Origin of the sequence: Silvibacterium sp., assembly GCF_047605705.1 — a bacterium.
Classification (GTDB): Bacteria; Acidobacteriota; Terriglobia; order Terriglobales; family Acidobacteriaceae; genus Silvibacterium.
Map to the genome: position 1 here is coordinate 57092 of NZ_JASGFD010000012.1, position 23095 is coordinate 80186.

The 23095-nt window shown below is 60.5% G+C and carries 20 protein-coding genes; 12 read left to right on the forward strand and 8 right to left on the reverse strand.

Annotated features, from left to right (window positions below; translation table 11 throughout):
* Positions 1 to 16: 16 nt before the first annotated feature.
* Positions 17 to 172: a hypothetical protein gene (locus tag QM649_RS06385; RefSeq protein WP_415198185.1), complete on the forward strand. Its 156-nt coding sequence runs from the start codon at positions 17 to 19 to the stop codon at positions 170 to 172.
* Positions 173 to 442: 270 nt separating this feature from the next.
* Positions 443 to 1531 carry a 4Fe-4S binding protein gene (locus tag QM649_RS06390; protein ID WP_415198186.1) on the forward strand — a complete coding sequence of 363 codons (1089 nt, stop codon included), beginning with the start codon at positions 443 to 445 and terminating at the stop codon, positions 1529 to 1531.
* 6 nt (positions 1532 to 1537) lie between these two features.
* Here the strand turns inward: QM649_RS06390 and QM649_RS06395 are convergent, their stop codons facing one another.
* Positions 1538 to 2602, reverse strand: a complete 1065-nt coding sequence (locus QM649_RS06395) for an SDR family oxidoreductase (protein ID WP_415198187.1) — start codon at positions 2600 to 2602, stop codon at positions 1538 to 1540.
* 248 nt (positions 2603 to 2850) lie between these two features.
* On the opposite strand from QM649_RS06395, the gene QM649_RS06400 reads away from it, so the two are divergent.
* Positions 2851 to 4305 carry an amino acid permease gene (locus QM649_RS06400; RefSeq protein WP_415198188.1) on the forward strand — a complete coding sequence of 485 codons (1455 nt, stop codon included), beginning with the start codon at positions 2851 to 2853 and terminating at the stop codon, positions 4303 to 4305.
* Here QM649_RS06400 and QM649_RS06405 read toward each other — a convergent pair.
* Together QM649_RS06405 and QM649_RS06410 are read right to left on the reverse strand one after the other, a co-directional pair.
* Positions 4302 to 5528, reverse strand: a complete 1227-nt coding sequence (locus QM649_RS06405) for a Gfo/Idh/MocA family protein (RefSeq protein ID WP_415198189.1) — start codon at positions 5526 to 5528, stop codon at positions 4302 to 4304. The genes QM649_RS06400 and QM649_RS06405 overlap by 4 nt on opposite strands.
* Positions 5529 to 5573: 45 nt before the next feature.
* Positions 5574 to 6629, reverse strand: coding sequence for an FAD:protein FMN transferase (locus tag QM649_RS06410; protein WP_415198190.1), 1056 nt, complete (start codon positions 6627 to 6629; stop codon positions 5574 to 5576).
* 1100 nt (positions 6630 to 7729) lie between these two features.
* Between QM649_RS06410 and QM649_RS06415 the strand changes: the two genes are divergently transcribed.
* The 9 genes from QM649_RS06415 (at position 7730) to QM649_RS06455 (ending at position 16113) form a co-directional block, all read left to right on the forward strand.
* Positions 7730 to 8482: a dienelactone hydrolase family protein gene (locus QM649_RS06415; RefSeq protein ID WP_415198191.1), complete on the forward strand. Its 753-nt coding sequence runs from the start codon at positions 7730 to 7732 to the stop codon at positions 8480 to 8482.
* A 74-nt stretch (positions 8483 to 8556) separates the two neighbouring features.
* Positions 8557 to 9906 (forward strand): Hsp70 family protein, encoded by a 1350-nt coding sequence (locus QM649_RS06420; protein ID WP_415198192.1) that lies wholly within the window; start codon positions 8557 to 8559, stop codon positions 9904 to 9906.
* 228 nt (positions 9907 to 10134) lie between these two features.
* Entirely contained in the window at positions 10135 to 10824 is a 690-nt protein-coding gene (locus QM649_RS06425; RefSeq protein WP_415198193.1) for a hypothetical protein, read from the forward strand.
* Positions 10825 to 11266: 442 nt separating this feature from the next.
* Complete coding sequence (locus tag QM649_RS06430) at positions 11267 to 11560, forward strand: hypothetical protein (RefSeq protein WP_415198194.1); 294 nt, start codon at positions 11267 to 11269, stop codon at positions 11558 to 11560.
* Positions 11561 to 11816: 256 nt separating this feature from the next.
* A complete protein-coding gene (locus QM649_RS06435) occupies positions 11817 to 13139 on the forward strand; it encodes a tyrosine-type recombinase/integrase (RefSeq protein WP_415198195.1) in 1323 nt (440 codons plus the stop codon).
* A 24-nt stretch (positions 13140 to 13163) separates the two neighbouring features.
* On the forward strand, positions 13164 to 14513 hold the full coding sequence (locus QM649_RS06440) for a tyrosine-type recombinase/integrase (RefSeq protein WP_415198196.1): 1350 nt from the start codon (positions 13164 to 13166) through the stop codon (positions 14511 to 14513).
* Between the two features lie 110 nt (positions 14514 to 14623).
* Positions 14624 to 14833: a hypothetical protein gene (locus QM649_RS06445; RefSeq protein WP_415198197.1), complete on the forward strand. Its 210-nt coding sequence runs from the start codon at positions 14624 to 14626 to the stop codon at positions 14831 to 14833.
* A gap of 2 nt (positions 14834 to 14835) precedes the next feature.
* On the forward strand, positions 14836 to 15111 hold the full coding sequence (locus QM649_RS06450) for an SOS response-associated peptidase family protein (RefSeq protein ID WP_415198223.1): 276 nt from the start codon (positions 14836 to 14838) through the stop codon (positions 15109 to 15111).
* Between the two features lie 156 nt (positions 15112 to 15267).
* Positions 15268 to 16113, forward strand: coding sequence for a hypothetical protein (locus QM649_RS06455; RefSeq protein WP_415198198.1), 846 nt, complete (start codon positions 15268 to 15270; stop codon positions 16111 to 16113).
* Between the two features lie 202 nt (positions 16114 to 16315).
* Here QM649_RS06455 and QM649_RS06460 read toward each other — a convergent pair whose 3' ends face one another.
* From QM649_RS06460 to QM649_RS06480, 5 genes are all read right to left on the reverse strand, one after another.
* Positions 16316 to 16516 carry a hypothetical protein gene (locus tag QM649_RS06460; RefSeq protein WP_415198199.1) on the reverse strand — a complete coding sequence of 67 codons (201 nt, stop codon included), beginning with the start codon at positions 16514 to 16516 and terminating at the stop codon, positions 16316 to 16318.
* Positions 16517 to 16673: 157 nt separating this feature from the next.
* Positions 16674 to 19892: an error-prone DNA polymerase gene (locus QM649_RS06465; protein ID WP_415198200.1), complete on the reverse strand. Its 3219-nt coding sequence runs from the start codon at positions 19890 to 19892 to the stop codon at positions 16674 to 16676.
* A complete protein-coding gene (locus QM649_RS06470; protein WP_415198201.1) occupies positions 19885 to 21399 on the reverse strand; it encodes a DNA polymerase Y family protein in 1515 nt (504 codons plus the stop codon). Before QM649_RS06470 ends, QM649_RS06465 begins: the two co-directional genes overlap by 8 nt.
* Positions 21383 to 22390 (reverse strand): recombinase RecA, encoded by a 1008-nt coding sequence (locus tag QM649_RS06475; RefSeq protein ID WP_415198202.1) that lies wholly within the window; start codon positions 22388 to 22390, stop codon positions 21383 to 21385. The genes QM649_RS06470 and QM649_RS06475 overlap by 17 nt, the downstream gene beginning before the upstream one ends.
* Before the next feature lie 187 nt (positions 22391 to 22577).
* Complete coding sequence (locus QM649_RS06480) at positions 22578 to 23093, reverse strand: hypothetical protein (protein WP_415198203.1); 516 nt, start codon at positions 23091 to 23093, stop codon at positions 22578 to 22580.
* Positions 23094 to 23095: the final 2 nt, after the last annotated feature.

Here is a 23095-nt window from a genome sequence, read left to right on the forward strand (position 1 = left end):
GCAGCTGAGAACAGACATGGCGAATACCACCAAGATTGAAGACAAGGCGGAACGGAAAGCGATCAAGCGCACCGCCCGCAAGAAGGCCGCGCCGAAGGCGAAGCGCACGACGCCCCGTGGCTCCAACAAGCAGAAGCTCAAGAAGCTGGCTCGCGGCCAGAGCAAGCGCTAAGCTTCGCGCCTGGCGAATCGCGTCTTCGGCGCCTCTGGTGCCCGTACAGGCGATTCCGGCTCTTTCTCCGCTCCTTCCAGCCATTGTTCCTGCGGCTGACCAGCCTCGACTCACCAGACGCCACATCCCTTTGGGGTGTGGCGTTTGTCTTTGGGCCGCATACGCGCTGGGACATCCTCTGAAACAGCTGTGATCGCCGCCGCAGACGACAGCTCTACCCTCCGCTATTCCTGAGAGAGCACGATTTCCGCTCGAGTGGGAGGCGCAACCATGCTCGATCCTGTAACCCTGCAGCCCGGCAGGCCGAAAAAGAGATTTACCCGGAGAACCACGAAGGACTCCTCCCAGCGCATACGGCGGCGCGTGCAGTGGGGCTTTTTCGCGCTGAATGTGTGGATCGGCTTGCAATTCCTGCTCTGGGTCCGGGCCCATGAGCGTCCGGCGGTGGGATATTCCGTCTCGCGGCCGCCCGGCGTCGAAGGATGGCTCCCAATCGCCGGTCTGATGAACACCAAGTATCTTCTCGCCACCGGCAGAATGCCCGCCATCCACCCCGCGGCCATGTTTCTCTTTATCGCCTTTCTGGCGATGTGCCTGCTGCTCAAAAAGAGCTTCTGCTCATGGCTCTGTCCCGTCGGGACACTCTCGGAGTACCTCTGGAAGGCTGGACAGCGCATCTTCGGGCGCAATCTTCATCTGCCGAAGTGGCTGGATATCCCGCTGCGCGGCGTGAAGTACCTGCTCTTCGGCTTCTTCGCCTTCATCATCGGCACCATGTCGGCGGAGATGCTTGGCGACTTCATGGCCTCGCCTTACGGCATCGTCGCTGATGTGCGGATGCTGAACTTCTTTCGCTACCTCGGCGCCGGAGGAGCCATGGTGCTGATCGGTCTCGCCGTTCTCTCCATGCTCGTACAGAATTTCTGGTGCCGTTATCTCTGCCCCTACGGCGCGCTTCTCGGCCTGGCATCGCTCCTCAGTCCGGTGAGAATCCGGCGCGACGAGGGAACCTGTATTGATTGCGGGAAGTGCGCACGGCAGTGTCCTGCGAATCTTTCCGTCGATACACTGGTGCAGATCCGCTCCGTCGAATGCAGCGCATGCATGGCCTGCATCGCAGTGTGCCCCGCAGAGGACGCGCTGCAATTCGCTCTTCCGGCAAGAGCAGCAGACACCGCGAAAGAGCGGTGGCGCGGACGGGTGCTGAAACCCGCCCGCGTGGTCATCGCACTGGCTCTTCTCTTCGGGGGAGCCGTCTTCTACGCCAGGATCACGCATCACTGGCGGTCGGATATTCCGGAGGAGATGTACCGGCAGCTCATACCGGAGGCAAGCCGCGTCCATCATCCGGGAGTTTAGAGCCTGCTATGGAATCAGCCGCGCCTCACGCAGGCGGCCAAAGAGGGCAAAAAAGGCCTCGTCGGTCGCCTGGTAGGCCGTAAACCCGAGGCGGCGGCTCTTCGACATGTCCGTGACCACCTCGATCGGCCGCCCCAGGTCCGCATCGGTATGCCACGCGGAAATCAGCCGGTCGATGTTGCCCTCCGCCAGCCCATACTTCTCGGCGATCTGCTTCCAGACCGGCGCCGCATCCTGCAGTTGCTCCTCCAGCGGCGTACCTTCTCCGATCAGCTCCTCTGTACGGGCTCCAAACCACTCCGCCAGCCGCGGCCACATCCACTTCCAGCGGAAGACATCGCCATTCACCACGTTGAAAGCCTTATTCCGCGCTCCGGGCGTGGTTGCCGCCCATAGCTGATGCTGCGCCAGCAGGCGGGCGTCGGTCATATCCGTAAGGCCGTTCCACTGCACGGAGGAGCCTGGGAAGCGCATCGGCTGCCCCAACTCCCTGCAGATGCTGGCATAGACCGCCAGCGTCACGCCCATATTCATGGCGTTGCCCACCGCATAGCCGATGATGGTGTGCGGACGATGCACGCTCCATCCGAATCCCTGGCGCTCGGAGGCGGCAAAGACCTCGTCCTCCTGCGCGTAATAAAAGTTCTCGAGATTGAGGCGCGACTGCTCCTCGCGGAAGGGCGTGGGCGGCAGCGTCCCCTTGCCATAGGCCTCGAAGGGCCCGAGATAGTGCTTGAGGCCGGTCACCAGCGCGACGTGCCGGACAGAACTTCCCGGCTCGACGGCATCGAGCACATTCCGCACCATGGCGGCGTTTACGCGGATATTCTCAGCCTCGGTCGGCTGGCGAAGCCAGGTATTGAAGAAAATATGGGTCGGCTTGACCCCGGCCAGCGCCGACTTTACCGCCTCTGCCTCCCGCAGATCGACGGCAATCGGCGTCACCCCAGTCCGCTCTCCCGGATTACGGGCCACTCCGGAGATCTCCCAGCCACCTTCCGCCGTCAAAAGCTCCGCCAGATTCCCGCCTACAATCCCCGATATGCCTACGATCAACGCTCGATTGCTCATGCCCGTCCTTTAGAAAAAGATCGCCGCGCCGGAGCGGCTCCTAGAAAGGATGTCGAAGGAGACAAAAAGGCGCTTCAACTGCATCAGGAAAGCATGCAAAGCGGAACCCCTCCCCTGATAAACTCCCGAAAGAACCCGCCAAGAGGAGTAGGAACCTGCCGCGCCAAGCCTTTGCCTGTAAATCGATCGACAAGCTCATCCGGGAATCGGAAAACCCCGAGAACAGCCTGAAGAAGACGCTGGGACCGGTGTCACTGACCTCTCTCGGCATCGGCGCCGTCATCGGCTCCGGTATCTTCACCGTGGTCGGCACGGCAATCTCCGGCGAGAAGTTCGACACCTCCTCCATCCTCAACACCCCGTTTCTCGACTATCTCGTCCATCACACCGCGCTGGTCGGCCGTCCGGGCGCCGGTCCGGCGCTGGCGCTCTCGCTGATCCTGGTCGCCATCGTCTGCGCCTTCACCGGCCTCTGTTACGCCGAGCTGGCCTCGATGATCCCCATCGCCGGCTCCGCCTACACCTATACCTACGCGACGCTCGGCGAGCTGATCGCCTGGATCATCGGCTGGGATCTCATCCTCGAGTATGCGGTTTCGAACATGGCCGTCTCGGTGGGCTTCGCCGAGCACGCCGTCGGCTTTCTCGACTGGTTCGGCATCCATCCCAGCCTGCGATGGATCTCGCCCGCCTACCTGCCCTCCGGACTGACCGATCTCCAGGGCAACACGCTTTATAACCCGGGCTGGCACTTCGGTTTCAATATTCCGGCCTTCCTCGTCGTCATGCTGCTGACCATGGTGCTGGTGCGCGGCATCCGCGAGTCGGCCAGCACGAACAACGCCATGGTGCTGCTGAAGATCGCCGCCATCCTGGCCTTTGTCTTCGTCGGCGCGCACTTCGTTCACCCCTCGAACTGGAAGCCGTTCTACCCGAATGGCTGGTCCGGCGTGCTCACCGGCGGATCGATCATCTTCTTCACCTACATCGGATTCGATTCGGTCTCAACGGCCGCCGAGGAGTGCAAGAACCCGCAGCGCGATGTACCGATTGGCATCATCGCGACGCTGATCATCTGCACCATCCTCTACATCGGCGTAGCCGTGGTGCTCACCGGACTCATCAAGTGGGACGCGCTGGTCGACGACGCCGCGCCCGTGGTAAACACGCTCAAGAAGGTCTACCTCGCGCATCCCAGCGGAGCGCTCAACTGGACCCGTCTCGCCATCCTCATCGGCGCGATGCTGGGCATGATCTCCTCGATCCTTGTCTTCCAGATCGGCCAGGCGCGTGTCTGGTTCGCCATGTCACGCGACCGCCTGCTGCCCTCGGTCTTCGGCAGGGTGCATCCCCGCTTCAGGACTCCCGCCATCTCCACCTGGGTCGCGGGCATCGTCGTCGGCGTGCCCGCAGGCCTGCTCGACATCGGCACCTTCTCCGATCTCTCGAATATCGGAACGCTCTTCGCCTTCGTGCTGGTCTCGGCCGGCGTGCTGATCCTGCGCTACAAGGAGCCCAACCGCCATCGCAGCTTCCGCTGCCCCGGCGGCCCGGTATTCCCTGTCCTCAGCATCCTCTTCTGCGTGCTGCTGATGGCCGGTCTGCCGATCATGACCTGGCTGCGGTTCTTCGTGTGGCTGGCCATCGGCTTGGTGATCTACTTCTTCTACAGCCGCAAGCGCAGCGAGTTCGCGAAGAGCTAACTCTCCAGCCCCGGAATCGCGTACGACTTCTCCTCGTACAACGCCTGGTTGCCGATCACCGAAGCAATCGCCGCCGCGTATCCCACGCGCACATCGGCAACCGGCTTCTTGCCGTTGCGGATGCAATCGAGAAACGCACGGCAGCAGGCCAGCGTCGGGTCTTCGGCATCCGGCGTCGCCAGCCGCTCGCCTTCCCCGCGATACGGCATCTCTCCGCGCGGCGAATACGATGCCCCCGTCGTGACACCCCGCTCGACGACCTCTGCGCCTGTGGGCACGGCCTTCGGCTTCTTCGGCTCGTAGTAGAAGGTCGCGTCTTCGATGGTGAACTGCGCCGTGCCCTCCGTACCGTAGACCCAGAGCTGGTTGCCCATTTCGGCGTTATCCGTCAGCGAGCTGAAAAACATCCGCCGTCCCTTCGAATAGCTGAAGATCGCCTGCACGTTGTCACCGACGGTGCGTCCGTCATTCCAGCGAACGATGCTGGTCGTGCCGGTGACGCGCGCCGCCTGCTCGCCGAAGACCCAATTCGCGATGTCGATCTGATGTGAGCCCAGTTCGGTAAGCAATCCACCCGAGGTCTCGCGATAAAGCCGCCAGTTGATAAGGTGCTCGAGCTTCTTGTCCGGGTCCGGGCTGGGCACCGGCCTGCGCCAGTCATTATTGCGGTGCCAGTAGGCATAGACGTGCGTTGGCTCGCCGATATGTCCGGCAAGGATGCGCCGCACGCCCTCCTGCACCCAGGCCGCGTAGCGATACTCAAAGCCCATCTGGAAAACATGTCCGCCTGCCTCGGCGGTCTTCACCTGGTCACGGCATTCCTCGGCCGTAAAGGCCAGGGCCTTCTCGCAGTACACCGGACGGCCCGAGCGCACCGCAGCCTGCGCATGCTCGGCGTGCAGTGAGACCGGCGTAGCAATCACGATCGCATCGAGATCGGTGCGCGCCAGCAGCTCGCGGTAATCCCTGTAGTGCGGAACGCTGCGTCCCACCAGCTTGTCCACCTGCGCATAGCGCGGTTCGTAGATATCGGCCACCGCTGCGATCTCATTGCCCGGCAGATGCAGGAGCTGGCGGATCAGTTCCTGCCCGCGGCTACCCGGCCCAATGACGCCGATACGAATGCGATCGTTGGGAGCTGCGTACGCCTTGCGGCCAAGGCTATCGAGAAGCAGGGCCGACGAAGCGGCCGCGGCGGGAACAAACTGCCTGCGATTCAGCAAAAGAAGCACTCCTCAGGGGTTGGAGTTCGAACGGTGTAACTGGATTTACGGTGTAGCCGGATCTACGGTGCAGCGCTTCGTATCGATGGTATCGCGCCAGCGCATGGGATGGCACGCGGCAGTTGCATCCGGAGCAGGCGAGCCCGTGATCACCAGCGCATGATCCTCCGGCAGCCTCTTCAGCAATTGCACGCTCGCCTTCACCGGCTCGACGAACAACACATTCGAGAGCGCGTCGCTATTCGTAGCCGAGGGATCGACGATCGTGACCTGCAGCATGCCTTCGACCGGCCGCAACTTCGCCGGGTCCATGATGTGGCAATAGAGATGGCCTGCAAGGATGAAGTGCTTCTCCGCGCAGCTCGCGCTCGAAAGCGAAGTGTCGCGCAGCGTGATCGTCGAGAGCGTCTCGCCTGCGTGAAGCGGATCGGGCACGATGACCTTCCACCCCTGCTCGCCCCTGGGCGCATCCGGCGGCGTGCCCAGCGCGTAAATCGTGCTCGAGCCCGCAGAGAGCATCGCCGCCTGCACATGCTCGTCGCGCAGGATCGCCACAGCCTTGTCGACCGCAAAGCCCTTGCCGATACCGCCGGGATCGAGCTCGACACCCGGCGCGGTGAAGCGTACGGTGCGGTTCGCGGGATCGAGGATCATCTTCTGCCAGCCCGTCTCGGCTCGTAGCTGATTGAGTTCCACCTCTGACGGGATGCGCCCCTCATGACGAAAAAATCCCCAGCCCTTCATCAGCTTGCCGACAGTGATGTCGAAGGCCCCGTGACTCTCGTCGCTCCAGTGCTGCGCCGCCGCGAGAAACGCAAAAGTCTCTGGATCGGTCGTGACGGGCCCCGCATAAGCCTCACGATTGATCCGCGAAAGCTCGCTCGAAGGCTTGTAGTTGCTCAGCAGATACTCGATGCGATCGATCTCGTCGAAAACAGGCTCGGCCTCGGCCTCAGCCTGCGCGCGATCCGCTGCGTAGATATAGAGCGTGAAGGTCGTGCCCATCGCCGGATGGTCCAGCGTGAAGAGCTGCTGCGCGGTCTCCGCCCACGCAGCGACTGTCGCAAGAAAAGAGAGCACCATCGCGGCGAGAAAACGCATCGCCAACCAGAGTAGAGGCCGTCCGTCGCAAACTGCAAGATAGGATGGCGCGCATTCGGAGGTCAGCCGGAATCCGAAGTCGCGGTTGATGTCATTTGCGCCTCTTGGTTACGAGGCCAAAGAGCGCTCTTCACTCGCATTGCTGGCTATAAGCCGACTTCACGGGAGTGATAAAGTTCTGTCGTGCGCCGCGTCACGTTCTTGAATGTCTTTACGCTCTGCTGGCTGCTGCTGACTTGTGCGATTCACGATCACGCGCAATCAAGAACAGACGGGTTCTATAGCCGTGAAGCCGAGCCGATCTGGGACCGCATCTCAGGTTCGTCCTCGCCCTTGGCCATCCCTTCCCCGGATGGGCAGTCAACCGTGATTGCGAAATACGTGGAGAGAGACGGAGAAGGACGAGTAGTCCTGCAGATTCAGGGTCATTTAGGGGTTGCATCTATCGACCTTGGTGCTGGAGTGGGCTCTGAGCTTCTGTGGGCGCCGGACTCGGACGCGCTCTTCGTGACTAGCAGCGATCAAGGAGCCAACGGCTCTTATCGGGCCCTCGTTATCGCTCGGTTTGCGGGCCAGATCAGATCGCGTGACCTAACGCCTCTCGTGGTGAAAAGCTTCGGTCATCCTGTCCGATGCGAGCTGCCGGAGGATCCCAACGTTGGTGGGGTGTTCTGGAATCCTGATTCGAAGAGCCTCTTTGTGGCAGCGGAAATTGTGAATCACAGCAATTGCGATAGTGCGGGTACATTCCGTCTCTTTCAAGTGGCCCCATGGACAATGACCGTTTCCCGGTCCTTCGGACAACTAGAAGCTAAACGGCGATTTGGCTCCAAGCTGGGCGCTGAGTTGTCCGCCGCGTCTGACGAATGCATCCGTCACCCTGCGAAGTGCCGGGTGGCCAGTCACTAGGCGCACTGTCGATTAGTACCGATAAACGCCGATCGCGGTAGCAATCCCGCAGCGCAGTAGTCACGCATAAGCATGCCCTTTCTCACGCCCCGAAATCGCACTTGAAAATCCATCAAGTGGCTTTCATAAAGAGCTTCGAGGCTATGGGGTTCAACGGCTACTCGACCGCACGCAGTAAGATTTAAGACGCGATGATCATCCTAGACAACGAATTCGTCGACCTGCCTACGCCTTTCGGCCCGATGCGCACCCACATCTTCCGCCCCAAGGCCGGGGGCAAGTATCCGGGCATTGTGTATTACAGCGAGATCTTCCAGGTCACCGCGCCCATCCGCCGCATGGCCTCGCAGCTGGCCGGGCAGGGATACATCGTGGCCGTGCCCGAGGTCTATCACGAGTTCGAGCCCGCGGGCACGGTGCTCGGCTATGACCAGGCTGGATCCGACCGCGGCAACGAGCTCAAGATCACCAAGGAACTCGTCAGCTTCGACGCCGACGCGAAGGTCGCGCTCGACCATCTCGCCTCGCGGCCCGATTGCACCGGCCGCCTCGGCGCCATGGGCATCTGCCTCGGCGGCCATCTCGCCTATCGCGCAGCCATGGATCCCAGGGTGCGCGGCACCGTCTGCTTCTACGCGACCGACATCCACAAGGGCAGCCTGGCCAAGGGCATGCACGACGATTCACTCGCGCGCACCAGCGACATCAAGGGCGAGCTGATGATGGTGTGGGGACGGCAGGATCCGCATATCTCGCTCGAAGGCCGCATGACCGTGCTCAACCGCCTCAACGAAGCTGGTGTCACCTTCAACTGGCACGAGGTCAACGGAGCTCATGCCTTCCTGCGCGACGAAGGCCCGCGCTACGATCCGCAGCTCGCGCACTCGCTGCTCGGCCTCGCCTACACCTTCTTCCATCGCCGCCTGGGCCAGGGCGACGAGTAGATATTTCACTTGTTCACAGAAACGGGCATCTCCACAGATGCCCGTCTGGCCCTCCTCTTGCGACAATAGAAAGAGTGCAGAACGAAACACGCGACATTATCGGCATCGACTTTGGCACCACGAACAGCTCGGTAGCGTTCGCCGCTCCGCAAAGCCAGGGCGGCCAGGTTCAAATGGTGTCCTTCCCTCTTGCGGCAGGCGGCGATACCTTCTCTTCGCGCTCGCTCCTCTACCTCGAGCGGCAGATGCACGCAGCCCGCAAGCCCGTCTCTGCCTGGACCGGGCCGCAGGGCATTGAGAAATATCTCGCGCACGACAGCTTCAGCGACGAGACGCAGGGCCGTCTCATCCAGTCGCTCAAGAGCTACCTCTCCGCGCGCACGCTCACCGGCACCGAGATCTTCGGCAAGCAGTATCGCTTCGAGGATCTTGTCGCCCGCATCCTCACCAATCTTCGCCTGCGCGCCAGCGAGGCCCTCGGCTTCGAGGTAAAGCGCGCCATCGCCGGACGCCCCGTCATGTTCGTCGGCGCGGACAATGACGACGACAACGCCTTCGCGGAAAATCGTCTGCGCGCGGCCTTCGAACAGGCCGGATTCACGGACGTGACCTTCGCCATGGAGCCGGTCGCCGCGGCCTATGCCTACGAGTCCACCGTGCAGCGCGACGAGCTCGTTCTGATCGGCGACTTCGGCGGCGGCACCACGGATTTTTCACTCCTGCGGGTCGGCCCCTCGGCACGCAACTGGAATACGAATAGGGGCGAATTGCAGGTGCTGGGCAACAGCGGTGTCGGCATCGCCGGGGACGCCTTCGACGCGCGCATCGTCCGCCGACTCATCTCACCCGCGCTCGGCTCGGAGTCAGTCGCCATCTCTGCCGGCAAGAAGCTGCCCGTGCTACCCGCCTGGGTCTACGCCAACCTCGAGCGCTGGCACACGCTCTCCTTCCTGCGCACGCACACCACCATGGACATGCTGCGCATGGCGGAAAAACGCGCCGCCGCCAAGAAAGCGCCGGAGCGCGAACAGATCGCCTCGCTCATTACCATCGTCGAGCACGATCTCGGCTATCGTCTCCACCAGGCCGTGCAGCGCGTCAAGGTCGAGCTCTCGCACCACGATCAGGCAGAGTTCGTCCTCAATGCCGATATGCTCCATCTTCGCGCCGCCGTCACCCGCGCCCAGTTTGAAGAATGGATCTCGCCCGAGCTCGAACGCATGTCCGAAAGCCTCGACGGTCTGCTCCGCGATACCGGCATCGCCGCAAATCAGGTCGACCGCGTCTTCCTCACCGGAGGCACCTCTCTCGTACCCGCGGTGCGGCGCATCTTTACCTCAAGGTTTGGGGGAAACCGCGTGCAGAGCGGCGAAGCCTTCACATCCGTAGCGTATGGACTGGCGCTGATGGCGGCCGGTAAGTAGCGCGTCACCCGAGTTAGCGCCGAGATACAGTATCCCGCAGCAAGTTATCTGCGGCAGGATGACGGCCCTGTTTTCCCATTACGGAACAGCGACGATCGCAAGCGAGAGATATTTCACAAAGCAATTGCGTAAGCGGCAATAACCCTTTAGATTCAACTTCATAACACCTACAAAAACTTGTTTTGGTCGCACCCCCAGCGGCCTTCGAACCTCCCGGAGGAGAGTACGTTGCGCCTTCTGAGTTCCTTGTCGCGTGCCATCTTTTTGGCCGCCGTCTTCATTCTGTCTATCCAGTCCCAACTTTACGGACAAGCCACTTCGGCTCCGAACCCACAGTTCCCACCCGCATCCCGCCTGGACGTCGATCTGCTCTATAGCTATCTCGGCATCCATTCGGCGATCACCACAAAATACCCCTACGGCGTCACTGAGCACTTTGCCCGCATCCCCTACGGAGCAGTGCTCGGCGTCAGTTACTACCTCACCCAGAACTGGGGTATCGCCGCGGAATACGGCAACCATCCCGACGGTTCCAATGATGGCCTGCAGACGCTGGAAGCAGGCATAAATTACCGTCGGCCCAGCATCCACTGGACCCCGTTTGCTCACGCGCTGGGCGGGCGCACCCGCATGGGAGGCCCCAATGTCCCGTCCCAGACTGCGGGCACTTACAGCCTCTATCACGACTACACCTGGGGCCCTGCCGCGACCCTCGGCGGAGGGCTGGACTATAAGCCTTACCCCAGCCGTTGTTTCGGGGTGCGCATCATCCAGGTGGATTACGAGTACCTGCGGGCGGTTTACCCCTACGACGCAGGACAGCTCAGTGGCGGTACGGCGAACGTGAACACTTACCGCATCAGCAGCGGTATCAACTTTACCTTCAGCCACATTCCTATTCCGCAGCCGCATATTTAGCTGGTAAAACCAGCAAGGCCGGGCGCCCTCAGGGTGCCCGGCCTTGCTCATTTCGCAGCAAAAATGAAGCATGAATTGCTCGCGCCTCAGGACGGGCCGAAGCTATGTCATGGTCAGAATTTTGAAGGGAAGAGTATCAAGGACATGGTGGACGCGGAAGGAATCGAACCTTCAACCTGTCGATTAAGAGTCGTAGAAATCCTATTTACCTCAATTACCACTCCGTACCACACAACGCCATAATCCCTATAAACACTGGGAAAAACAGAATTCAAGCGTTACCCCCAATTTCCCCCACCGAACCTATAGCCTCCCCACAAATATCCCCACACTACCCCGAATTTCCTTGACCTGCCGGTTTCATTCGGTAGATAGTAAAACGCGTCGGCCCGGTGCTACCAACACCGAACCGACGCTGACCAAATCGCCTGTATTGGAGGCAATGATGGCTAATCGCCACAATAGCACCCCTGCGCTTATTTTCTTGGAGACCGGGAGCATTCCGACATGCGCTCCCGTCTCAACTCTCCATAGACGCACCCGAGATTCGGGCGTCCTCACCTCGGGCGAACAACTGCTGGAGCTCTGCCAGCAGGCGCGCCGCATCGCCGATCGCCTGGTCGGCCCCAATCAAAATCCGCAACTCTGGGACGCGACCTATCGCAGCACTCGCGACGAGATCATCGCGTTTCACTGCAAGTCGGAAACGGTCGGAGGTGCGGCATGGAAGCACTAACGACTGGTTCTGTAGCTCTTCATGGCCAGCTCTCACTCCTCGACGACCAAGACCCAGAACTGCAACGAGCCAAATTCCACGAGCGCGTCCCGGCCCACATTCAGCGAATCGGCCTGCCTCCGCCCAATGCTCATCCCGACTGCAGTAGCGAACTGCGCAGCTAGGGCACACCTTGACGCGCAATCGCTCGATAGATGGCGTCGTTGCCAGCTTGGCGGTGCATGCAGTTCCGCAATAAACCCAAGAGGAGATGGAAATGGAGAGCACTTCCCTGCGTCCCGAAATGACTTTCGCCGAGGCAGCACGAATTTGGATTGAGATCAAAGCCCCCATGGTCAATGGGCAGATCTTGCCCGGGCACATCCGTCGCCAAACCAGGCGGGGATATGTGAACGGCCTCAAAAGCGCGGCCCTGTTCTTCGGAGATATCCGGCTTTGCGATATCAGGCTGGACCAGCTCAAGCGATATCAGCGCCTCCGAGTCTCCGGAGAAGAACCGTTCGTGCGGTATCGGCGCCCTCAAGACGCCATGCCTAGAAAAAACAGAGCTGGAGAGATCATCGCTCCCGCGAAAGGCAAAACTCCTTGCCCGGTAAAGCCGATGCAGGTAAATCAGGAGCTCATGCTGGTCACCACGATTCTCCGCGATGTGGGTCTTTGGCCAGAGGAGAGGAGTAGGCTCTACGAACCGTTAATCCTGTCGATATCTGAGATGCCGAGGGCGCTAAGCCGGCAAGAACAGCAACGCTGGCTTAATACTGCACGAAGCCAAACTCGCTGGCATCTGGTCTATTGGTATTCACTTTTAGCCTTCGACACCTGCATGGGCACCAACGAGATTCGCGGGCTGCGCCTCGGGGACCTTGACCTGCAACGGTATTCGATTCGGGTCCCGATCGGAGCTGCAAAGAACGTCCACAGGCATCGCGATATCGCCATAGCCAATCCAGATGCAAAATGGGCTCTGGATCGGCTTATTGAAAGAGCAGCGGGCCTCGGTGTATGTGAGCCGCAGCACTACCTCTTCCCGTTTGGTAAACGCGGAGGCCATAGCTATGTGCTGAATCAGCCTATGACTCAGACGGGCTTAGTGAAATCCTGGAACGAGGTCCGTGAAGCATCAGGACTAGGCTGGTTCCGAATGTACGATACCCGCCACACTGCTATCACGCGTCTTGCCGAAGGTGGAGCTCCCATCATGATCATCATGAAGCGTGCAGGCCATGTCTCGCTGAAGATGTCGGAACACTACACCCACATCTCAGAGGGGACCGAGGTTGATGCTGTAAGGCACGCACAGCAGGGCTACTTTGAACGGTCCATGGATGAGGTTTCATTCGTGCGCAGGAGGCGCACGCAGTTCACACCTTCCTCCAGCCAAACAGCTCCTCAGGCAGATCAAAGCGCCATGACTGAGCTGCTGATGTCTTTACTGCAGCGGCAGCTGGGCTTGACGTCGCCTCCTCCCGCTATACCACCTCCAATACAGCCTGAGCCGGCCGATAAAGCGGCAGCCCTTACGGACGCTCTCCGCGTGTTACAGCAGCATGGTATCGACACGACGACGCTCGCTATCTAGTGGCAGACCTGAGAGGAGAAAAAGATGCATTCGACTAACGAAACAATTCCTGCTCATGAGTGGCTGCAGCCTGGCCGCAAGCTGGCCATCGAGCCCGGTATGAAGTTCGAAGAGGCCGCGGATCTGTGGATTGAGTCCCGCACGCTTGGGAACCGCAATCATCATGGCGCTGGCTTCATCCGCAAGAACACCGAAGAGAGCTATCGGCAGTATCTCGAATCCCTAAAGCTGTTCTTCACGGGCGTGCGACTGGTCGACATCCGGCTTGATCACATCCGCGGGTACCAGCTGGCGCGTGTCGCTGGCTCTGCGCCATTCATTCGATATCGTCGGCCTCAGGATGCGCTATCGCGAAAGGTGGGCGATCAGGTGACCCCACCAAAGGGCAAGACCCCGTGCCCAGCCAAGCCGAAGAAGGTCAACCAGGAGATTATGGCGCTGATCCTGATCCTCAAGAGAGCGAAGCTCTGGGGTGAAGACCAGCAGGCTTACTATGAGCCACTGCTCGAGGAGCAAAGCGATGTCCAGCGCGCGTTGACACCCGAAGAGCAAAGCCGATGGCTCGGCGTAGCGCGGAGCACTGCGCGATGGGAACAGGTGTATTGGTACTCTCTGCTCGCATTTCAGACCTGCATGTCGACGAACGAGATCCGCTCGCTTCGCATCGGCGACATCAACCTCCAGGCAGCAATGCTGCGGATCCCGCTGGCGGGAGCCAAGAACCAGTATCGGGCGCGGCCGGTGCATCTCAGCACGACCGAAGCACAGTACGCGATGAGCTGGCTGCTCCAGCGCGCCCAGAAGCTGGGTGCTACCAAGCTCGATCATTACCTCTTCCCCTCCCGAATCGGTCCAGGAAACTGGAACCCTGAAGCGCCCATGAGCGAGAGCGGAATCAAGAAGCAGTGGGAGGAAGTCCGGAAGGCCTCAGGATTGAACTGGTTCCGGCAGTACGACTGCCGCCACACGGCGATTACCCGCTGTGTGGAGTCAGGAATGTCGCTTGGGTTGGTGATGAAGATGGCCGGCCACATTTCATCCAAGATGACCGCTCACTACACCCACATCTCCGAGGTCGTTCAGGCTCGCGCCATGCAGAATGTCTTCTCTGGTCTGAATGCGCCATTGCCTGGAGGCTGGAATCCACCCGCGTCATTCCTACCGCCGTGCGCGGCGCCCGCAGCAACTTTCGCGCCTACGCCGACCTACTCCGCTCCAGTTGCGTCGGTCATTGACCGATCAACAACGATCGCGGAGGTTCTGCGTCTGCTGCAGCAACTCGGCGTGGCTCCGGAGGAATTGAGCGCCTCTCTCGGATACCCTATGGGCCCTGAATCGAGTCCGAGAGAAGGCGCAGATTCGGTTTTTTTTTAGCGCTGGGTTAACCTGTCCGCGAAATGGGCCGACTCTTCTCCGGAGGCGGGGGAGCCAAGGCGCACCCCAGTTCTTGAGTCGCCTCCTTCTCACAAAAAGGAGAAACAATTATGGCGGAACGCTTTTCAGGCTTGATAGAGATATGGCAGAAGAAGATCGATGATCTAAGCGAGCGAATCGAGTTCAACGAGAGGCTCGCCAGAGAACACAACCCTGATCACGAAGGCGTATTTGCGGCTATCGAAGTGATGAAGTCAGAACGCAATATCTGGCAGACCGCGATAGATCAAGTCAAGGCCGCCCTAGTTGAACGAGCGTAGGGATTCAGCCTGCGCCCGCCGCAGTCCCGTCAGCCGGTAGTTCGCCTCTATCCGACGGCCGGCGCGAGCTCGCGATCATGCGCTGGGGCCTGGTGCCGTACTGGTCGAAGGATGCGAAGCCGTCCTACAAGACGATCAACGCTCAGGCCGAGACGGTGGCAACAGGCGGCTCTTATCGCGAGCCATTCAAGCGCCGGCTCCACTTCATCGATCGTTGCGGACATTCCCTGCGAAGAAGATGGCGCGGTGGCCGGCCAATCGCGATTCGGGGAACGTGAGGAATAAGCGGACAGAGCTAATCAAAGAAGTCAAGGATACAAGATCGCATCGAGACGCGGGTCGCTGCTAAAGCAAATTTGAATCAAAAAAACCTATTCAACGAGTCCATGTTTCAGTAGTGTGTTGCGTGAACCCGACTACTGAGGCAAAAATCGTTGAGCGTTTGCGTAGCCTGCAATATATCTGACGGCGTGATCATTGGTGTCGATAGCGCCACTACAATTGGTGATCCTCGTAACCCGATTAAGATTTACGACGGTGTAGACAAAGTGTTCGCTTTAGGAGACTACCCGGTCGGGTTAGCGACTTATGGACTCGCCGCGATCGGTGGTCGAACAATAGCGAGCTGGGTAGCAGAGTTAGTTACACTGCTCCCCAGCTGCGTTCCTGCCGATTACGGCATGGAGGATCTTGTTGAGGCGATTCGCGACTTCTTCTGGAAGCAATATGAATTGATAGTACTGCAATCCGCTACACCTGTTGCTGAAGGAAACGCTTCGCCTGCGCTTCCTGAAATGCTTCCGCCGATACTCGGATTTGTGATCGGGGGATTCGGCAAGAATTCTTTTCAAAGCGAAGTATGGAACATCCAGTTGCCGTATCACAGCACAGTAAATTCGGCCTTATGCCAAATTGGCACCGGAATCTCAGGCTCAGCTTGGTTCGCTTCCATGTCCCCTATTCACAGATACATAAAGGGCTTTGATCAAGGAGCTCTTCAGTCAATCTGTGCTTATATCAATGAGATTCGCAACCTCCTTACGCCCGAGGAAATGGGTGAAATTGCACGACGGGCTCAGCAAGCCGAATTTCAATTCGTTTTTCCTGGCATGCCGATTGCAAAAGGGATCGAGTATGTGCGCTTTCTAATAGATCTGGTCATTGGGCATCATAAATTTGCGGCAGGTGATCCAATAGTTGGTGGCACCGCCAACGTGGGCTTCGTGAGTTTCAGGAAAGAGCCGTTCCAAATTGTGAAAGAATGGAGGCACCCGTCATGAGCAGCAAACCCGAAACACCTACCGCCCCACTTCCCTTGCGCTGGCACCGTGAATCCGTTGAAGAACTCAGCAAGGTGGAAGTCCAGAAAGTTCCAACCGAGAGAACCGAACAAGCCGTGTCCCAGGATCTGAAGCGAGATTCTGTTCTACGGGGCGCCCATACTTTCAATCACGTTGGCTTTGGTCGATAGTCGATCGAGATTCAGGCCCTAGCTTCCATCTTTGAAAATTCTGTAGTATCTGCGATCCCCTGCTGGTAGGCCGCTGCTTGCGTGCCGCAGACAGCGGCGGCAGGTCCATTCTGTTCCTGTGCCAACAGGAAGTACTTCCACGATGCGAGGTACCACCCGTCTACGAACTGGTTGAAGCGCTCGGCCTGATCGGGAGCCTCGAGTTCACTCACTTCCAGCCACCTTCTTCATGCGCTTGACCGGGTACATTAGCAAAAGCATCTGGTTCTGGGCAGCTGTTCATCTGCTTGCTCCGACTGTTTTTTCAATAATTTACGAAAGCCACTCGCTGGTGGTTTTCGGAACATGCAAGAGATTCGGCTGAACCGGCTAGTGAAAGTCATGCGATGAGACATGGATCGAAGCCATGTCCAGCGGGCGCAGTTCCGTGGCCTTGATATGTACCACGCCGTCCTGGTTCTGCAGCGTTCCCTCCGCAACCAGGAACTTGCTCCGCGTCACGACCAGCCGTTGTCGTTCGAAGAGATCGGGCGTCACGATCACGTTGGCGATACCGCTCTCATCTTCAAGCGAAAGAAAGACGAACCCGTGCGCCGTGCCTGGTCGCTGTCGCGCGATTACGCATCCTGCGGCCCGCACCGGCTCGCCATCCGTGCGCTGGCGCAGTTGCCCGGCGGTGAGAATATGCTCGCGTCGCAGCTGCTCGCGCCGGTAGGACATGGGATGCCGTCCCACGGTCAATCCCGTGCCCGCATAATCCGCTACCAGCCGCTCATCGGTATCCATCCTCCGCAATGGCGTGGCCATGGACTCTTCGCGCAGCGTCTCGATGCGATCGCGCAGCAGAGGCCCCTCGAGTCTGCCTGCACGCTCCACCTGCCACAACGCGTCTCTTCGGTGCACGATGCCCTCCACGCGATTGAGCGCTCCAATGGCCGCCAGCCGCGTCAGATCTTTGCGCTGCAGCAGCGGCACACGACAGGCAAGGTCGTCTACCGAGTCAAAAAGGCCGGCTTCGTCTCGGCTTGCAACCAGCGCCTCTCCCGCCTGCTTTCGCAAGCCTCGCGCGTAGCCTAGCCCCATGCGCAGCGAGACGGCGCCATCCGGCTCGTGCTCTAGCGTGCAGGCCCAATCGGAGATCTGCACATCGATGGGTTTCACTTTTAGCCCATGCCGCTGCGCATCTTTCACGATCACCCCCGGCATGTAGAAACCCATCGGCTGATTGTTGAGTAGCGCACAGGTGAATGCCGCCAGGTACTTCACTTTGAAATACGCCGACGCATAGGCAAGAAGCGCAAAGCTTGCCGCGTGTGACTCGGGAAAGCCATAGAGCGCGAATGAGCTGATGTTCTGCACGATGAGGTCCTGGGTCGCCTCGTCGAGACGATTTGCCGTCATCCCCGCGCGAAGCCTGCCTTCGAGGTTTTTCATCCGCTCCCAGCTGCGGCGCATGCCCACGGCACGCCGCAACTCTTCTGCCTCAGAGCCGGTGAAGTTCGCGACCACCATCGCCATGCGCAGCAGCTGCTCCTGAAAGAGTGGCACGCCCAGCGTGCGCTCCAGCGTCTCCTTCAACGAGTCATGCGGATAGGTGACCTCTTCCTTCTTCTGCCGCCGCCTCATGTACGGATGCATCATCTTGCCGACGATGGGCCCGGGACGGATGATCGCCACCTGTACCACGAGGTCATAAAACTTCTCCGGCTTATTGCGCGGCAGGGATGCCATCTGCGCGCGGCTTTCCACCTGAAACATGCCTATAGTGTCTGCGCGCTGCAGCGTGCGATATACCTCGTTATCCTCCGGGAGGTGGGCGAGATCGACCCTGTCGCCGTAGTGCTCCGGGATCAGCTCAAGGCAATCCTTGAGCACGGCCATCATGCCCAGGCCCAGCAGGTCCACCTTGATGATGCCAAGGGCTGCACAGTCTTCCTTGTCCCACTGCACCACCGTACGACCGGGCATGGACGCGCGCTCCAGCGGCACCACGCTGTCGAGCTGCCCCTGGCAGACGACCATACCGCCCGAGTGCTGACCGAGATGACGTGGCAGATCCTGGATGCGCATGCAAAGCTCGAGATACTTCGCGATGCGCGGATGTGCCGTGTCGAAACCGGCGTGGCGGAAGGAATGCGCGATCGTATCGTTTGGCCCCTTCCACTCAAAGTTCGCAATCAGCCCGGAGAGCCGCTGCAGAGAATCCGCATCGAAGCCCAGAGCCTTACCCACTTCGCGCGCTGCGGATTTGCCGCGATAACTGATAACGTTCGCCGTCATCGCCGCACCCAATTCGCCATAGCGCGTGTACACGTACTGAATCGCCTGCTCACGCTTCTCTTCCGATGGCAGGTCAAGATCGATATCCGGCCACTCACCACGGCTCTCGGAGAGAAAGCGCTCGAAGAGCAGCTTCATCTGCACCGGATCGACGGCGGTGATCTCGAGCACATAGCAGACGGCCGAATTCGCCGCGCTTCCTCTGCCCTGCACCAGGATGCCGTTACGCTTGCAGTACTGCACGATGTCCCAAACGATAAGAAAATAGCCGGCGAAGCCCAGCCTGCCAATCAGCGCCAGCTCGCGCTCGACCTGCTGTTTCGCTCGTTCCAGAAATTCCTTTTTGTCCGGCGATCCATAGCGGCGTGCGACGCCTTCTTCCACGCGCTTGCGTAGAAAGCTGTCCATTGTCTCGTCTTCCGGCACCGGATAGCGTGGAAACTCGTAACCGAGGTCGGAAAGCACAAAGCCCAGGCGCGTAGACAATTCCACGCTGCGCTCCACCGCGCCCTTCACATCGCGAAAGAGCTCGGCCATCTTCGCAGCCGTGCGCAGATGGCGCTGGTTGTTCAACGTGAGGAGACGCCCGGCGCGATCAAGCTCGGTATGGTTGCGAATTGCCGTGAAGAGATCGAGGACCTCACGATCGTACTTCGTCGCATAGCGCACACCATTGGTGGCCAGGACCGGCAGGTGCAAGGACTCTGCAATGCGCAGAGCAGCCTGGTTGCGCCACTCCTCATCGCGCTCGCTGTGCCGCTGCACTTCGACATACACCTGCTCGTGCCCGAAGATGCGCACCAGTCGCTCCACTACCTTTCGGCCTTCGTCCTCGCCACCGCGCGCCAGAGCTGCAGCCAGCGGGCCTTCCTCTCCTCCGGTAAGGCACACCAGCCCCTGCGCATACTCTTCAAGATCGCGCAGACGTGAGGTGCCTTCATGCTTCTTAGCCTCGCGCATCTTCTGCCGCGTGAGCATGCGGCATAAGTTCTGGTACCCCTCGCGCGTCTCGCACAGCAGCGGTAGGCGCACAGGCTCAACCGCATGCCGATGCGGAAGCCACAGCGGCGGCGCAAGCCTGTTGCCCAACTCGGCCACAGAGACTTCCGCGCCTACATGGGCACGCACGCCGGTCTCCTCCGCACGCTTGTGGCATCGCGCCGAACCGTAGACGCCATTGCGATCGAGCAGGGCGACGGCCGGCATGGAGATCTCCGCCGCACGATCGATCAGCGACTCCGGCAGCGAACCGCCTTCGAGAAACGAGAAGGCACTGGAAGCGTGCAACTCGATGTAGGCATCAGTCATAGAGCGCGGTTACCTTCCATCCCGCTTCCATAAAGTCATGCGTTACGCAGCAGCAGAGCTGCGCCCCATCCCCGGAACGCGCAACCAGATCCCACTGCCGCTGCCCCCACGTCTCGTCACTCCACCACACTCCCCCAGCGAGCCAGGGCCCGTATGCCTGCTCCACGATGTACCGGCGCTCACGAAACGTAAGCGAGCGCGGGCGGCCTTCTGTGAAGACAACCGCGCTGCGCTCCGGTGGACGAAGCCTGCGCAGGCTCATACGCGCCGCGGGCAGTTCGCGCTGCAAGCTTTTTTCCGGCAGAACGCGAAACGGTTCGAGATGAAAGCCCTCCGGTGCGTGGGTGTCTTCGAGCACGATGCGCCCCACGTTCGCCTCACCCACCAGCGCCGCGATCCGCGCCAGCGTCACATCCAGCCGTCCGGGCTCAGGCGCCTGCGGAGAGAAGAGCCCGAGCTGTACCTTGCCCGCGATTCCCGGCTCCGCGTGCAGCGTCACGCCCGTAATCGGCGCAGGCGGCGGATGCGCCTCGAGCTCCAGCTGCAGCAGCTTCAGCCATAGCCGGCGGTCGCTGCCCGGCACGCGCGGATTAACGATCCGCGTATGCTCTCCACCGCCTTCGAGGCGCAGCGTGACCGTGACGGAGGCCAGCGCCACCAGCCGTGACTGCGCACGCACCACAAGCTGTTCCAGCATCGCCGAGAGACCGAAGAGCAGCGGCTCCAGTTCTTCGAGCGGCGCATCCAGATCCGCTCGCTCTTCGAGTACGAACGGCGTCTCCTGCGGTTCGAGCAGGTGTTCGCTCTCACCGCACGCCAGCAGGCGCAGCCGCCTTCCCGCCTGCCCGATGCGGGCTACCAGCGCATCCTCAGGCAGCGCGGCAAGCATGCCGAGCGTCGCAATGCCCCATGCCGCGAAGATCTCCGCGTGGCGTTCTTCTATCTGCAACACCGCAATCGGCAGCGCTGACAGCGCCACGGCCTCCCTGCCCGGCGCGATGACCCGCACCGCGATATTCGCCGGCAGTCCTCGCGCCACGCACAACGCGGTGAGAAAGTTGCGGCTCACGGCCACCTGTGCGGAGATTGCCAGCCTGCGCACACGTTCACGGAGATCCGCAGCCAGTTTCTCTGGGGTACCTAGCAACCGTTCTGTCCCGGCAATATCCAGCCCGCACAGCCATGCTGTGCCTTCGCGTCGGGGTTCGATACGCGGAGAGAATGCACCCGCGCATTCCACCAGCACATCCGAGACAACGCGCTCCATCTCCGTCGAACGCTCCAGAACCACGGCATCGGAGAAAGTAGCCACCTCGGTCGCTGTCATCCCATGCTCGATTCCCCGCAGGCGCGCTCGGGTGTTCAACGAGCAAACCTGTTGCAGCGGCGGCAGTCCCTCCAGGACCACGCACGGTCTCTCCCGCAGCTCCGGCCTCAGACGCAACAGTGCCTGGGCAGGAAACTCGCGCACCAGCAGACAGGCATAAAGCTCACCGGGATCCGTCATCGCAGTTCCGTCCTCGATGTACCGCCCACTCCGCGCGGCTCTGCCACGCGACCGAGTCGATGCCACGTGGCGATTTGCGCAGCGGCACCACGTTGCTGTGCAGCTGGCTTTCCTGCGTGGCGAAACGCCGCCGCGTCACCTGCACTTGCGGCCGCATGCCGGAGAAGACCGTCGTCTCGTCGGCACTCCCCTCGGAGCCGCTGAAGACCAGCTGCACCTCTGAGCTGCTGCGCGCGCAGGCGTACTGGCTCAGCAGCAGCACACTGGCCTGCGTCCGCTCCGCTGCGGCGCGATACCGGTACCAGGTGGAAAGCTCGATACGCGCCGCATGCGCCGGGGCAACACCTGCAAGGTCCAGCACAATCGCGGAGAAGCCGCCGCCCTGCATCAGCAGGTCCGCCGAGCGCAGCCCCTGCTCGATCGCGTCATAGGCGCGGGACCGCCGCCAGCGGTTGCCCGGCAACGTAACCGGCGCAAGGTTCTGCTCTGCCGTCTCTGGAATGCGGCGTTCTTTCTGCTGCGGCTCAGCGCAACGAGGCCCCAGGTAAGCTCGCGCGGTATCAGCCTCCAGCAGGCTCCCCACTGCATCCGCCAGCCCGCGCACCTCGCTGCGGGGATGCTGCCCGAATCTTCCACCATGCAATCCTTTTTTCGGAGCAGGCGCAGGGGCGAGGCACGTTTCCGGCAAACGGAAGCTCCGCCCGGACCGCTCCGTCTTCACCGCCTCCGCGCCGCACCGCACCCACAGCAGCCGCTCCAGATCCACGCCTGCCGCGGCGGCCGAAGCTGGCTCAAGCGCATTCGATACATCGATCCACGCGCAGACCTTGCCTGCTGCCGTCATCCGCGCCAGAAAGGACAGCGCCACCGAGGTCCGTCCCGAGCACTCCGGCCCGGTCAGTTCGCACAGAGCTCCTACCGGCAGTCCGCCACCCAGCAGGTGATCGAGAGAGGCGATCCCAGTAGCCGCGAGTGGCCGCTCACTCCGCATTGCAGGCGTCAGCGCGGAGGGAATTCGCTCGGAAAGGGAGGCTTCAATTTGTCGACGGAGTGAAGAGGCAGAGCGCATAGGGCTTTCGCCTTATATTCGCTTTACCCTGAATTACCTGCAAGCCCCCGAGTGCCCTGAAACCGGGGCAGATAGATGCCAAACCCCTCAATCTAAAGGCCTAGTATTTTCAGAAATATTGACCTTTGCGGCAGCCGAACTGCCTAGCCCCGCCATCTACCACTTGAGTCATTCCGGCGCACCCGCGCTCCTCCGCGACAGGGCCGCCAGAGTAGATCTGACAGCCTTTGCTGAAGCCGTACTTGTTGTTGCCATCAAGACCTGGGGCGCGGTCATCTATAACGGCTTGGTGGAAAACGGCTTGATGGAACTCCAGCCAATTTGCGAGGCTATCTCTGGAGAGACATCGACAGCTTCTAGGAGGAGAGACATCGACAGCTTCTAGGAGATGGCTCCTGCCGTCGTTCAAGCTGATCAAAGCCTTTTCCTGCCGAGGCGCGGAAATCTTCAGAGTATTGAGGACCTGTTGTATTTCGACATAGGTATAGCCATGGGACACCAATGCAGCATTTGATCGAGTTGGGCGGTCAGCAGCATTGCCAGACACCGGGGCATGAATCTCTATCCGATAGCGGGAATGATTCGATGGAGTGGGCGGGATGAAATTGAGATCGTACTTGGGCATGA

Excerpts from the sequence above, each read along its gene's own strand:
- QM649_RS06385 (WP_415198185.1), top strand. The coding sequence starts at position 17 with ATGGCGAATACCACCAAGATTGAAGACAAGGCGGAACGGAAAGCGATC.
- QM649_RS06390 (WP_415198186.1), top strand. The coding sequence starts at position 443 with ATGCTCGATCCTGTAACCCTGCAGCCCGGCAGGCCGAAAAAGAGATTT.
- QM649_RS06395 (WP_415198187.1), bottom strand. The coding sequence starts at position 2,602 with ATGAGCAATCGAGCGTTGATCGTAGGCATATCGGGGATTGTAGGCGGG.
- QM649_RS06410 (WP_415198190.1), bottom strand. The coding sequence starts at position 6,629 with ATGCGTTTTCTCGCCGCGATGGTGCTCTCTTTTCTTGCGACAGTCGCT.
- QM649_RS06415 (WP_415198191.1), top strand. The coding sequence starts at position 7,730 with ATGATCATCCTAGACAACGAATTCGTCGACCTGCCTACGCCTTTCGGC.
- QM649_RS06430 (WP_415198194.1), top strand. The coding sequence starts at position 11,267 with ATGATGGCTAATCGCCACAATAGCACCCCTGCGCTTATTTTCTTGGAG.
- QM649_RS06435 (WP_415198195.1), top strand. The coding sequence starts at position 11,817 with ATGGAGAGCACTTCCCTGCGTCCCGAAATGACTTTCGCCGAGGCAGCA.
- QM649_RS06440 (WP_415198196.1), top strand. The coding sequence starts at position 13,164 with ATGCATTCGACTAACGAAACAATTCCTGCTCATGAGTGGCTGCAGCCT.
- QM649_RS06445 (WP_415198197.1), top strand. The coding sequence starts at position 14,624 with ATGGCGGAACGCTTTTCAGGCTTGATAGAGATATGGCAGAAGAAGATC.
- QM649_RS06465 (WP_415198200.1), bottom strand. The coding sequence starts at position 19,892 with ATGACTGATGCCTACATCGAGTTGCACGCTTCCAGTGCCTTCTCGTTT.
- QM649_RS06470 (WP_415198201.1), bottom strand. The coding sequence starts at position 21,399 with ATGACGGATCCCGGTGAGCTTTATGCCTGTCTGCTGGTGCGCGAGTTT.
- QM649_RS06475 (WP_415198202.1), bottom strand. The coding sequence starts at position 22,390 with ATGCGGAGTGAGCGGCCACTCGCGGCTACTGGGATCGCCTCTCTCGAT.
- QM649_RS06480 (WP_415198203.1), bottom strand. The coding sequence starts at position 23,093 with ATGCCCAAGTACGATCTCAATTTCATCCCGCCCACTCCATCGAATCAT.